The following is a 13,660-nucleotide window of genomic DNA, read 5'->3' as shown; positions in this document are numbered from 1 at the left end:
TGAATGCCATATTCCATCAAAATAAAGGAAACAACATTAAAGGAGTTGTATTTGTGATTCAATTTAATCATGTGTCAAAATCGTATGAAGATGGCACGAAAGCAGTGGATTCATTGCATTTAGAAATTAAAAAGGGAGAATTTTTTGTTCTCATCGGTCCGAGTGGATGCGGTAAAACAACGACAATGAAGATGATTAATCGTTTAATCGAAACGACTGAAGGATCGATTTTAATCGATGGAAAAGATATTCAACAATATAATATAAACGAATTACGTTGGGATATAGGATACGTGTTGCAACAGATTGCTTTGTTTCCTCATATGACAATTGCTGAAAATATTGCAATTGTTCCTGAAATGAGGCAATGGAGCAAAAAAGAAATTAAAGCACGCGTCGATGAATTGTTACATATGGTTGGATTAGATCCGGATATTTATCGAAATCGTATGCCTGATGAATTGTCAGGAGGACAAAAACAACGTGTTGGTGTCGTGCGAGCATTAGCTGCAAACCCGAAAATCGTTCTTATGGATGAACCATTTAGTGCGTTAGATCCATTAAGTAGGGAACAGCTTCAGAAGGATATTGTACAGTTGCAAAAAAAGATTCAAAAAACAATCGTATTTGTAACACATGATATGCAAGAAGCATTATCACTTGGAGATCGCATTTGTATTATGAAAGAAGGAAAAGTTGTTCAACTAGATACACCAGAAGGAATTATACATAATCCGAAAAATGAATTTGTAGAGGAGTTTATTGGAAATCGCGGACGAACTTGGTATCAGGGGAAAAGTATAGCAGATGTATTGCCGCTTGATCAAAGTGTGCAATTAGAAGGGCAGGCGCTATCATTACATTCTTCTTTACAAGAAGCGTTAATTCGTGTGCGTGATGAGGAGGTCGTTCCAGTTGAAAAAAACGGTCAATATATTGGAGCGTTAACAAGTCGTCATATTGTCAATTACATTGTTGAACAAATGAAGGAAAGAGGCTAAACAGTGACTAATTTTATACAAACGTTCCAAGAACGAAAAATAGAATTACTAACTGCATTAAGTGAGCATTTACAAATATCGCTTATTTCATTATTTTTTGCAGTAATTATAGCGGTGCCACTTGGCATCTTATTAACAAGAAAAGAACGAATGGCTGAATTTATAATAGGAACTTCTGCAGTAATGCAGACAGTGCCATCACTTGCATTACTCGGACTATTAATTCCATTAGTAGGAATCGGAAAACTTCCAGCGATTATCGCATTAGTTGTGTATGCACTATTACCTATTTTACGAAATACATATACAGGAATAAGGGAATTAGATGAATCTCTAATAGAAGCCGCGAAAGCTATGGGGATGAATAGTTGGAGAAGATTGTGGAAGGTAGAACTTCCTCTTGCATTGCCTATCATTATGGCCGGTATTCGTACAGCGATGGTATTAATTGTTGGAACGGCTACATTAGCAGCTCTCATTGGTGCTGGTGGGCTCGGTAAGCTTATACTATTAGGTATAGATCGAAATGATCATGCACTTATCATTTTAGGGGCCGTACCAGCCGCGTTACTCGCTTTATTCTTTGATATAGTACTTCGCATACTTGAACGACCGAAACGCTCTTCTAAGCGTGTTATATTGACGATATGTATTGTTTGTATAATGATTGCTTCTCCATTTCTTTGGAGTACAGAAAAGAAAGATATTGTTATTGCGGGCAAACTTGGATCAGAACCTGAAATTTTAATTCAAATGTATAAGCAGCTTATTGAACAAGATACAGATTTACACGTACAATTAAAACCAGGTCTTGGAAAAACAGCATTTGTATTTGAAGCGTTGAAATCAGGGGAAGTAGATATATACCCAGAATTTTCAGGAACAGCTTTATCTACTTTCGTGAAAGAAGAACCAAAGAGTACAAATCGTGATGAAGTATATGAGCAGGCTCGCATTGGAATGGAAAAGAAATATAATATGATTATGTTGAAGCCAATGGAGTATAACAATACATATGCACTAGCTATGCCGAAAAAAATAGCAGATCAAAAGAATATAAATACAATTTCTGATTTAGGGAATGTTGCACAGGAAGCCAAAGTAGGATTTACATTGGAATTTGCTGATCGTGAAGATGGTTATAAAGGAATGCAAAAATTATATAACTATAAGTTCTCGAATGTTAAAACGATGGAGCCGAAGCTGCGTTATAGCGCAATTGAATCTGGAGATGTTAACGTAATTGATGCATATTCAACAGATAGTGAATTGGAGCAATACGGACTGAAAGTGCTGAAAGATGATAAAGGGTTATTCCCACCTTATCAAGGAGCACCATTATTAAGAAAAGAAACGTTACAGAAATATCCTGAACTCGAAAAGGTATTAAATAAATTATCTGGAAAGATTACAGATGAAGAAATGCGAAAAATGAATTATGAAGTTAACGTAAATGGTAAAAGTAGTGAAGAAGTCGCAAAACAATTTTTACAAAAAGAGAAGTTACTTCGTTAAATTTACAAGAAATATACAAATTTATATGTTTGAAATGACCGTTCATTACAAAATGAGCGGTTTTTTTGTGCATACTTATACATTTTTTCAAAAAAGTATTCCATTTTTGCTCATTTTCTTTTAGAATAAGTAATGTTTTCCTGAAAAAATATAAGAGAAACGTCTATTAGAGAAAAAGGTGACTTTAATAGTTGAACGAACATAACACCTAGAATGACAGATGGGGTGGTACAAATAGAAAAGAAGTTAGGATTTTTTCCATTAATCGCATTAGTAGTTGGAACAATGGTTGGTGGCGGTGTTTTTAGTTTACCGCATGATTTAGCAGTAGGAGCAAACAGTGGTGCAATAATAATTGGCTGGTGTATTACAGCGATGGGAATGATTCCACTTGCGCTCGTATATCAAACGTTAGCAAGACAAAAACCGGAACTTGAAGGTGGAATTTATAGTTATGCACGTGCTGGTTTCGGTGAATATATTGGATTTAATAGTGCTTGGGGATATTGGCTAGCAGGAATCTTAGGTAATGTCGCAACAATTATGTTACTGTTTAGTACATTAGGTTATTTCTTTCCAATTTTCAAAGGAGGAAATAATGTTGCGTCTATCGTTGGGGCATCACTTTTATTATGGACACTTCATTTTTTAATTTTATTTGGAATCCGTGAAGCTTCTATTATGAATGTGATCGCAACAATAGGGAAGTTAGTTCCAATCGTTTTATTTATTGTTGTAATGGTAACAGCCTTTCGCTGGGACACATTTACACATGATTTTTGGGGAGAAGGAACGATCTCACTTTCCGCTATACTTGGTCAAGTGAAAAATACAATGCTTGTAACACTTTGGGTTTTCATTGGAGTTGAAGGAGCGGTTGTATTATCTGGAAGAGCGAAGAATAGTCGAGATGTTGGTAAGGCAACAGTATTGGGACTTATTTTAGTAATGTCCATTTATATTTTAATTTCTGTCCTATCAATGGGAGCTATGACAAGAGGCGAACTTTCTGTGTTAGAAACTCCGTCCATGGGACATGTATTAGAGCACGTTGTTGGTCCATGGGGTGCAGTTGCGATTAACATCGGATTAGTTGCTTCACTTGTCGGTACATTAATTGGCTGGTTTTTACTTGTTTCTGAAATTTCTCATGTAGCAGGAAAAGATGGCGTATTTCCGAAAGTCTTTACGAAAACAAATAAGAAGCAAACACCGCACATGGCATTATGGATTTCAAATGGTGTTGCCCAAATTATATTTATCATCGTTTTGTTTTCGGAATCAACATATCAAATTATGTATTTCATTGCATCAACATCAATTTTATTACCATATTTATTATCAGCGTTATTCCAATTTAAATTAGTCATTACAAACGAACTAAAAGACGCTAAATTAAAAAACGGAGCGTTAGCTTTAATTGCTTCTATTTACTCTGTATGGCTTCTTTATGCAGCTGGTTTAAAAAATTTACTACTCGTTTCAATTGTGTATGGAATTGGAATTATTGTTTACACATTTGCAAGAAAAGAACAAGGGAACCGTTGCTTTGTAGGTGCAGAGAAGTATGTGATGTGGGCAATTATTGTTGCGGCTATCACATCAATATATATGTTGTTAACTGGAAATATAAAAATGTAAAAAGTCCTTTTCATTTAAAGGGCTTTTTTCTTTGTTTAGAGAATATTTACTACATAAGATATTCAGGAGGGATGAGAATGGAAGAAAAAGAACAGTTGTCTAGAATAATTGATTTAGCTAGTGAGTTAAGGAAAGTATTAGTGCAAGAATCTTTTTTTAATCATCATCCTGAACTAAGAGGAGTCATTGAAAATTTAGCAAGTTCTGTTGAAAATTTGGCGGAATTACAAATAAGTAAAGATGAAAACGCTGAAGATCGATTACGTTACGTACTTGCGAAAATGAAAATTGCTCATAATGCAATTTTACAAGAGAAAAAAGCATTTCCTTCTCATTAATATAAGTTTTTATTTTGAACCTGGCGGATAACGTCAGGTTTTTTATTTCTAGTTTTTCGTTTCTTTCATACACTAAGAATAGTATGAAAAAAGAAGGTGACTAAGGTGAAATTACATAAAGCTCTTCAGCCAAGTTTTATAAAACGAATGTACTATATGAGATTTTTAGGGAAATTTACAAAAGCTGAGAAAGAGAAGAGTGGAGAGAATTTTTTTGTACAATGCTTATCGCCAATACCATTCACTTTACAGGAACAATTTATAAATGAACCATATGTATTTGAAGGGTTATGTAGCAATAAAAAGAATGAAAAAATTTTTTCGGAATTAAAGAAGAGGAAATTAGAAAAGCAATTAGTAATGTTTCGTCTTTATTATGAAAGAGGAAATGTATACGTGGAGTTAATATGTACAGAAGAACCGAAAGAAATAGCAAGCAGCTATAAAATGATTCCGGCACCTAAAGTTACAAATCATAAAAAAAGAGAATCTTTAGAGCGAAAACTTAGCAACGGTTATTTATCATTTCTTATGCCAAAATTTCCGAAAGACTTTGAGCCTCCCGAATTATTGTGGCACGATGGAAGACTGTACGGAAACATATCCCTAAAGTCATCAATTAGCTCAATCGCCTATTTTGAACAGAAACGTGAATGTAAATATATAAACTGCAGTGACTGGACGAAGTATGTAGAAATAGCGGTAGAAGATCAATTATATTTTGTAAGTGATTATGTATATGAGCAATTAAAAAAACGAATGCATGAAGAAGGTAAGCTAGTTGAAGTAGAGGATATAAAAATACAAAAAGATGAATGGGAATGGGATGAGCGTGAATCGTCCTTTTTACAGTATGTACAAAGTATGGTGCATAATAAAGGGTTATATTTGGATGAAACGGATATTTATAATTTCCATATAAGTGTAAAAACAAATATGTTAACGATTCTTGGTGGTATACCGGGCGTTGGGAAATCACGTTTTGTGCAAACTTATGCAGAAGCATTAGGGTTACAGTATGGGGAAGAGTTGGTTTGGATTCCAATTTCGCCATCGTATCAAGAACCACATGATTTACTTGGTTACCTTCATCCAAATGGTACTTTTATTGAATCTGAAGCGAAGTTAGTTAGGACGTTAATGAAGGCGAAAGAAAATCCAAATCAACTGTATATAATCGTTTTTGATGAAATGAACATGTCTCATATTGAGCATTGGTTTACTCCGTTTCTATCTGTTCTTGAACTTGAAACAAAAAATCGTATTTTAAACTTGTATGAGGGTGTACAGGACATAGAGAATTCAATTCCATCAACAATTGAAATTGGAGAAAATATTATATTTGTAGGTACTGTAAATTTTGATGAAACAACGAAAGAGCTCTCTGATCGATTATTAGACCGAACGAACCTAATAACGTTACAGAAAATTCCGTTTTGTGAGATGGGCATGGAACAGGGGAAAGTCGTATTACATCCACCTTTGAAAGTAACGGCGGGAGAATTTCGGATAAATTGGATGAGAAATAAAGCGATGATTGAAGTGTTTTCTGAAGAAGAATTAGAGCTATTAGATAAGTTGCATGTCGTATTGTCATCACATGACGCGTCTAAGGGGATTTCTTTCCGATGTGCAAATGCAATTGCGACTTATTTGCAAAACATACCGTTTCAAAATAACCATACCTATATGATTAGTAGAGAAGAGGGGTTTGATTTACAAATAAAGCAGCGTGTATTGACGAAAATCAGAGGGACCGAGATGATGGTTGGGCCTTTACTTTCTGAAGAAGCAAAAAGGGGGGCGACCTTAGTACCTCTTTTGCAATCTACACTTGCAAACAGAGTATCTACATTTGAACACTCTTTAGCATATATACGAGAAAAACGTAGAGAACTGGAGTTGTATGGATATGCAAAATGAAGGGCGTTATGAAACAAAAATCGTTGATACGAATGAAACGCTCCCTTTTGTATTAAAGTTAATCATTGGAAATGAGGGGAAAGGAGATTATATTTTATTAAATCGTCTTTGTACATCTACTACAGCATTAGTTCAATGTATTTATAAAGTACAAGAATTAAAACCAATAAGATTGCAGTACAATTATGAAATCCCAATGAATATTACTTTTATATGGAATAAAGTATATGAGGGACAGAAAAATATAAAAGAGGCTCAATATGAAATAAATGAAAAAAAACAAAGAGTATTAATATATGAACACGGGAAAACAGAATTCTTTTATCCATGGCGCTGTGGTCTATACCATTTTGAAGTGCGTATAGAAGATACAACGTATTATGGCGCATTTCAAATCGTACCGAAAAACTTTTTTGATGATCAATTTGAAATGATTCAAGACTATGTGAAGTCAATTTTAAATGAGTTGATTTTGGATAGAGGTTACTATAAAAAAACCTTCTCTGCACTTAGCGATATTGAGGATTCTTCTTATTTAGTGTTACTTAGAAAGTTACCGCAAAAAATGAAAATGATAAAGCAAATCTTTAAGAAAATAGAATCAAGCTCAAAATTTATAAATGAATATAAATGGGAAGGAAAAGAGCGAAAGCCAACAAGAAAAGGAACTATAGTGGCAGAACGAAAACCTTATGCCAAACATTATAATCGTAAGTTTATGGAACAAAAAAATAGTAAGGAAAATGCATTTCTTAAATATAAAGCGATGCAATTTTATCATTATTTAATTGAAGCTAAAAGTTTTTTACGTCAAACAATTGAAATATTAGAAAGAGAAAAAAAGAAAAAATCAGAAGAGTTTCAAGCTGTAAAAACGATTATACAAACAATTGAGCGTAATGGATCAGTAACCGATAGAGAGAAGCAAAAATATAAAAATATACATTTACTAAAAGAAGCCGATTTACGAAAGAGCTCAATGAAAATACAAGAATATAAAATATTGGCGCATATTGTGCATGAAAATGTACAATACTTTCAAATGTTAATGCACTCTTCATTTTGGAGGGAAGTTACTGAAACAAGTAACATGAACTTACATGATTTATCGATACCACATCAACAATTACTACATCATTTAGAAGTACTCCCGCAATATACGGATCAATCTCCATCATTATTATTTGTTTATAAGCCAACGTTTTTAGTGTATGAATATTACGCTTTTTTTATCGTTATTTCACTTTTAGAGCAAATTGGTTTTGAGGCTAGAAACTCCATCCGTGAACAAATACAAGAACATTTTTATGTAGATGGATTACAAGATGGAACGACAGTAGTTTTAGAACGAGATGATATAAAGGTGCATGTCGCATTTAATGACTTAATTGAAACACATCCTCTTATTGCATTAAGTAAAGGTAGTAATTTTTACAATGGTGAGGATACGAAGAAGCCAGATATTCGCTTAGACTGTTATGTAAAAGAAGATGGGAAATACGTATATAAATCTTCTATTATTATTGAAGTGAAGTATAGTCCAATGTACAATATTTTTCAGCACGTCGGAAATACGAAAGCAACTGAGCAAATGTATAAGTACTGGTCTATAAAGTATGTAGAAGAACAGGATGGAAAGCGAGTCTATTATCGAAGGTCAATTTATGAAGTCATTTGTGTATATCCAGGAAGCCATATGCATAGTAAAAAAATTGAGTCTGGATGCGGTGTTTTCTTGCAGTTATATCCATATAAGACGAAACAAGGGGAAGAGAAATTAGCTGGAAAACATGGGATGGTACAAATTTTTGAAAAATGGCTAAAAAGCATTAAGAAGTAAAAGAAATCCTTTTTCATAAAGGATTTCTTTAGATTAAGAAGAATTATATGCTGTATGGAAAGAAACGTAGTGTAATTTAGATTTGAAAAGTGCTACAAATGTGTTATTAAAAGGAATGTGAGCGCGGGATAAAAGTCGATTAAATTGGAATCTAATTCATTTTGCAGAATATAATAAGTCATAAATATTTTTAGTTGCATACGAAGATTTGTTCTTATATGATAGATAGTGAAAGCGTTATCAAAAAAACAGAGCGGCGATGGGAAAGGCGGTTAAATATGTTCCAGCGTGTTCAAACAAAGGAAGAACATTTTGGGTTCGAGCAACTATGGGGAGATTTTTGTGAAGAAAGAAACTTAATGTTCGTAGAACGTAATTTAAATCCATCACGATTTTTATTAATAGAAGATGAACATCCTATTGGTACAGTAGAATGTATTAAGTATACGGTACCTGAACAATCGAATTCTGAGTTTTTCTATCCGTTTTCTAAAAATGATTTAGTAAAAGATTTGAAGAATGTATATGAAATAGGCAAGTTAAGTATTTCGAAAACGTCTCGTGGAAGAGGACATTTCAAAAGGCTAACAGCTATTTTATTTATACATGCGTTAGAAACAAAAGCTGAATGGTACATTGCAGCAGTAACAAAAAGAATGTATATGTATTTACTTACACTTGGTTTTCCAATTGAACCAATAGATAATCCTTTTCAGTTTCATGATACTTTACAAGGTGTACCAGTAAGAATTCATGCTCGAAAAGGGGTTACGCATTTGTATTCTTTAAAAGAATTTCGTGATGTGATTCAAGGGAATGCTCATGCACAGGCATTAATTACAGAATACAGTAAAAATATTATGTTAACGAAATAAAGCGAAGTGAATATGTATAATAAAGAGAATAATATTTGTATAGGATATAACTCTTCATTAAAAAAGACCCTTATTATTTTAATAAGGGTCTAAAAATTATAATCCAAATATACTAAAAATCATTTTGCGGCGCTTCGGTTTCTTTTCTCTTTCATATGTTGGTTTTGAATCCGGAGTAATATAAATGGGTTCTTCTTTCGTTAGGGCAGCTTCTAACTTTTGAATTCGCTCTAACATTTCCTCCATTTCACGACGGTGTTGTAAAAGTTGGTACGTGACGACATCATTTGCCTTATCTTGCATTTGTTCTTCCATTCGATCAAGTCTTCTCGTAATAGTGTTTAATTGATTAGCTAATTGCTCAAAATCATTCGATGATATGTTTTGAACAATTGTATTAACTTGAGTTTTTAATTCCTCAACTTCATTTGAGGAAGCCTTTTGAGTAGATTGAGAATTTTGAGATTGCTCTATTTGAAATCGATGGTGTTCTAACATTTGATCGACATCCTCTTGTGTGAAAATAAAGTGGCCATATTTGTTTTTCTCTATCGTAAGATTTAATTGTTGCGCGATCCGGACAACAGCCTTTGGGCTAACACCTAATTTCTTTGCGATAAATGGTGTTTTATATTCCAAAATAATCCCTCCTATATATATCCTGTTGAATGATTTCGAGCTATGAAGTAAGTTCCCTTCTAGTGCGACAAAAGAAGTGTGGAATCGGCAAAGAAAGTGTTTTTTCACGAAATTGAGTTGAGGAGAATAGTTCTTTTAAATAAAAATGTCTTATCGTAACATTTAGAATAATTTGACGAGTGTAAATGAATTAGATTATCATAATGATAAATATCTTTTTTATGTATGCATATAATATATAAAAAGGTGGTTGCTAATGTAGAATTTTGTTAGAGTATTAGAATGCTTACTTCACTTGAATAAAATTAAGTAGGAGGTGGCTTCCTTGCTTACAAAGTAAGTAAGGAAAAGTATTTGGACATATATAGTATAAGTATAGTGATTGTTTTAATTGCCTTAACGGCATTTTTCGTTGCAGCAGAATTTGCAATTGTTAAAGTGAGAAGTTCACGAATTGACTATTTAATTGCAGAAGGAAATAATCGTGCAACATCGGTCAAAACAGTCATTACAAACTTAGACGAATATTTATCTGCTTGTCAGTTAGGAATTACTGTTACAGCTTTAGGAATTGGGTGGTTTGGTAAACCTGCGTTAAAGCAAATGTTTGATACGCTTTTTGCAAATTGGAATATCTCTACTCAACTAGCAGACATTTTTGCTGTAACTTTAGTATTTTTGTTAATTACTTTTTTACATGTTGTAATAGGGGAATTGGCCCCAAAAACATTTGCAATTCAAAAATCTGAACAAGTGAGTTTGCTTGTTTCTAAGCCGTTAATTTTCTTTTATCGTATTGCATTCCCATTCATTTGGCTATTAAATGGTTCAGCTCGAATCATTACGAAGCTGCTAGGGCTGAAACCGCCGAAGGGGCATGATGAGGTTCATTCAGAAGAAGAATTACGGTTGTTAGTTTCAGAAAGTTATAAAAATGGTGAGATTAATCAATCTGAATATAAATATGTAAATAAAATTTTTGAATTTGATGATCGGATTGCAAAAGAAATAATGGTACCTCGAACTGAAATGAATATTATAAGTAAAGAAATGCCTGCTGAAGAAGCTTTGCAAAAAATGTCTCGCGAAAAATATACAAGGTATCCAGTTGTTGATGGCGACAAAGACCACGTAATAGGTTTTGTGAATTTTAAAGATATTTTTACTGAGTTTGTACAACATAAAGCTGTTAATAAGAAGACAGTAGAGCAATATGTGAGACCAATTATTTTAGTTATCGATTCTATTCCAATTCATGATTTGTTTTTAAAAATGCAAAAAGAAAGAACACATATTGCTATATTGATAGATGAATATGGTGGGACATCTGGACTTGTTACTGTTGAAGATATTTTGGAAGAAATTGTTGGAGATATTCAGGATGAGTTTGATACGGATGAGCAGCCAGAAATTCAAAAGGTTAGTGAAACGAAGACGATACTAGAGGGAAAAGTACTTGTTAGTGAAGTGAATACGTTATTTGGTTTAGGGATTGATGATGATGGTGTTGATACAATCGGTGGTTGGATTTTAACGAAGAATATAGAGATTGCTGAAGAGGATTCCATTGAAATTGAAAATTATAAGTTTTGTGTAAAAGAATTAGATGGACATTATATAAAAAGATTAGAAGTTACAAAGATAGTAGAATCGATTGTTATTTTAGAAGATGAAAAACAAATTTCGTTACAAGAGCAAATTAGCTCGTAAACTCTGCTATATAGCAGAGTTTTTTTGAGCATAATGTTTTTTGAGGGATAGGGGCTATGATACAATGACATAAGTTGAACCTTTCACTAGGTGAAGTATTGTTGTATACATATATTTGGAAGGAGAAGAAGTATGAAAAAGCATTTATATATAAACGGAAGTTGGAAATCTGTAAACACGTATAAACCATTATACGCACCATATTCTGAAGAAACATTAGCGGAAATTGCACAAGGAACGGAAGAAGATGTAAAAGAGGCTGTTACTGCTGCAAAAAATGCAATGATAAAAATGAATACATTATCTGCATATGATCGTGCGACTATTTTAGAGAAAGTTGCACAAAAAATGGATGAAAGAAGAGAAGAATTTGCAGAGATTATTGCAAAAGAAGCTGCAAAACCAATACGTGCTGCAAGGGGAGAAGTAGATCGTACTGTTCAAACGTACAAATTTGCAGCTGAAGAAGCGAAGCGTATATATGGTGAGACATTGCCATTAGACGCCGCACCTGGTGCAGATGGGCGTATTGCATATACAATCCGAAAGCCGATTGGGGTTATAGGGGCTATTACACCATTTAATTTCCCATTAAATTTAGTAGCGCATAAAGTTGGACCAGCAATCGCTGCCGGAAATACAGTTGTATTAAAGCCAGCTGATCAAACGCCATTATCATCTTATGCATTAGTTGAGTTATTTGAAGAGGCAGGATTGCCAAATGGAGCTTTAAATATCATTTCTGGCCCTGGCCCCACGGTTGGTGAGGCAATCGTCAAAAATGATTACGTTGCTTCTATTACTTTTACCGGAAGTCCAAAAGTTGGAATCGGAATAAAACAAAAGGCTGGGCTAAAACGAGTTACGTTAGAACTAGGCTCAAATGCTGCTGTTATTATTGATGAAGATGTAGAGTTAACAGATGAAATAATTGAACGTGTAAAATGGGGAGCATTTGTTAATAATGGGCAAGTTTGTATTTCAGTACAACGTATTTTTGTACATGAAACGAAAATACATGAATTTCTCTCAAAGCTAAAGAAAGCGATGGAATCAGTTGTTGTTGGTGATCCATTGCTTGAGGAAACGGATGTATCAGCTTTAATTTCAAAAAAAGATGTAGAGCGAATTGATATGTGGGTTCAAGAAGCAATTAAGGAAGGAGCAACTGTTTTATGTGGTGGTAAGAAGCAGGATGCAAGAATTTTTGAACCGACTGTATTAACAAATGTTCCAGATCATGTATCTGTGCAGTGCCAAGAAGTATTCGGTCCACTCATGACAGTAAATACATTTAAAGAATTTGATGAAGCGATTGAGCAAGTAAATAATTCGCGTTACGGCTTACAGGCAGGAGTATTTACAAATAATTTATTTAAAGCAATGCGTGCAATTGATGAGCTAGAGGTTGGTGGTGTCATGATTAATGATATTCCAACGTTCAGAGTAGATCATATGCCTTATGGTGGTGTGAAAGAAAGTGGCACGGGACGCGAAGGAATTAAATATGCAATAGAAGAAATGACAGAAATGAAATTAGTATGTATTAAAAAATAAAGTGGAAAAACTTAAAACTTGCACTAAAAAACGAGTAGGAAATGTTTACGATTCCATACTCGTTTTTTACGCTTCTAGTAACTATTTAATTAAGTGTAACTTTTACTTCATTTCTTGTTTGAAAATAGTATCTTCTACATAAATTTGTTCTTTATCTATAGCAGTAGCATGAGTTAATACTAAACCGATTGGTGTTTTTGTATCTTTATTTTGAACAATTGTAAAAGGAACATTTTTTTCGTTTGCTAATTTAATGTATTTTGATAAATGTGGGTAAGCAATGCCACCATTTAGGAGGAGTTGTAATGATTGAGAAGAGCGCATGCTACCCGCCACTTCAGAGTATACATTACTTTGCATTACTTGACCGATTGTTAAAGCGATTTCCACACGCTCACGTAATGTAGTTAAATACATATTACGTTCTTCTGGTTTGTTTTGCTTTTGGCCGTAAATGCCTTCTTGGAGATAATCTTCCACATTTTTATTTACCATATTTTTCACACCTTTCATTTTCTATTGTACGCAAGAATTAAAAATGATGCAAAAAAAAGTCGTTTTGACTACGGAAATAATGAAAATATGTGAAGGAAAAAGGGGATTTGTATACAATTAGTTAAA

At 33.6% G+C, this 13,660-nt stretch carries 11 protein-coding genes; 9 read left to right on the top strand and 2 right to left on the bottom strand.

What is annotated here, in order from left to right:
- The first annotated feature begins 53 nt into the window (after positions 1–53).
- The 7 genes from ACTFN4_RS18580 (at position 54) to ACTFN4_RS18550 (ending at position 9,133) form a co-directional block, all read left to right on the top strand.
- A complete protein-coding gene (locus ACTFN4_RS18580; RefSeq protein ID WP_048656779.1) occupies positions 54–1,001 on the top strand; it encodes an ABC transporter ATP-binding protein in 948 nt (315 codons plus the stop codon).
- A 3-nt stretch (positions 1,002–1,004) separates the two neighbouring features.
- On the top strand, positions 1,005–2,516 hold the full coding sequence (locus tag ACTFN4_RS18575) for an ABC transporter permease/substrate-binding protein (RefSeq protein ID WP_000181014.1): 1,512 nt from the start codon (positions 1,005–1,007) through the stop codon (positions 2,514–2,516).
- Positions 2,517–2,729: 213 nt separating this feature from the next.
- Positions 2,730–4,157, top strand: a complete 1,428-nt coding sequence (locus ACTFN4_RS18570) for a basic amino acid/polyamine antiporter (protein ID WP_000129444.1) — start codon at positions 2,730–2,732, stop codon at positions 4,155–4,157.
- A gap of 77 nt (positions 4,158–4,234) precedes the next feature.
- Positions 4,235–4,495, top strand: a complete 261-nt coding sequence (locus ACTFN4_RS18565) for a hypothetical protein (RefSeq protein WP_000391445.1) — start codon at positions 4,235–4,237, stop codon at positions 4,493–4,495.
- Between the two features lie 105 nt (positions 4,496–4,600).
- Positions 4,601–6,418: an AAA family ATPase gene (locus tag ACTFN4_RS18560; protein ID WP_000766194.1), complete on the top strand. Its 1,818-nt coding sequence runs from the start codon at positions 4,601–4,603 to the stop codon at positions 6,416–6,418.
- A complete protein-coding gene (locus ACTFN4_RS18555) occupies positions 6,408–8,258 on the top strand; it encodes a hypothetical protein (protein WP_001178731.1) in 1,851 nt (616 codons plus the stop codon). Before ACTFN4_RS18560 ends, ACTFN4_RS18555 begins: the two co-directional genes overlap by 11 nt.
- Positions 8,259–8,536: 278 nt before the next feature.
- Positions 8,537–9,133: a hypothetical protein gene (locus tag ACTFN4_RS18550; protein WP_000487796.1), complete on the top strand. Its 597-nt coding sequence runs from the start codon at positions 8,537–8,539 to the stop codon at positions 9,131–9,133.
- Between the two features lie 96 nt (positions 9,134–9,229).
- On the opposite strand, the gene racA is transcribed toward ACTFN4_RS18550, so the two are convergent.
- A complete protein-coding gene (gene racA, locus ACTFN4_RS18545; protein ID WP_000456023.1) occupies positions 9,230–9,772 on the bottom strand; it encodes a chromosome-anchoring protein RacA in 543 nt (180 codons plus the stop codon).
- A gap of 354 nt (positions 9,773–10,126) precedes the next feature.
- Between racA and ACTFN4_RS18540 the strand changes: the two genes are divergently transcribed.
- The gene (locus ACTFN4_RS18540) at positions 10,127–11,482 is read left to right on the top strand and encodes a hemolysin family protein (RefSeq protein ID WP_000356254.1); all 1,356 of its coding nucleotides are present in this window, start codon (positions 10,127–10,129) and stop codon (positions 11,480–11,482) included.
- 132 nt (positions 11,483–11,614) lie between these two features.
- A complete protein-coding gene (locus ACTFN4_RS18535; protein WP_439962660.1) occupies positions 11,615–13,039 on the top strand; it encodes an aldehyde dehydrogenase family protein in 1,425 nt (474 codons plus the stop codon).
- A 102-nt stretch (positions 13,040–13,141) separates the two neighbouring features.
- On the opposite strand, the gene ACTFN4_RS18530 is transcribed toward ACTFN4_RS18535, so the two are convergent.
- Positions 13,142–13,534: a YueI family protein gene (locus ACTFN4_RS18530; RefSeq protein ID WP_000247558.1), complete on the bottom strand. Its 393-nt coding sequence runs from the start codon at positions 13,532–13,534 to the stop codon at positions 13,142–13,144.
- Positions 13,535–13,660: the final 126 nt, after the last annotated feature.

Source organism: Bacillus cereus group sp. MYBK95-2, from assembly GCF_051915225.1.
In the GTDB taxonomy this organism is placed as follows: Bacteria; Bacillota; Bacilli; order Bacillales; family Bacillaceae_G; genus Bacillus_A; species Bacillus_A cereus.
The sequence above is the reverse complement of the archived record's forward strand: the minus strand, read 5'-3'. Positions and strand labels throughout refer to the sequence as shown.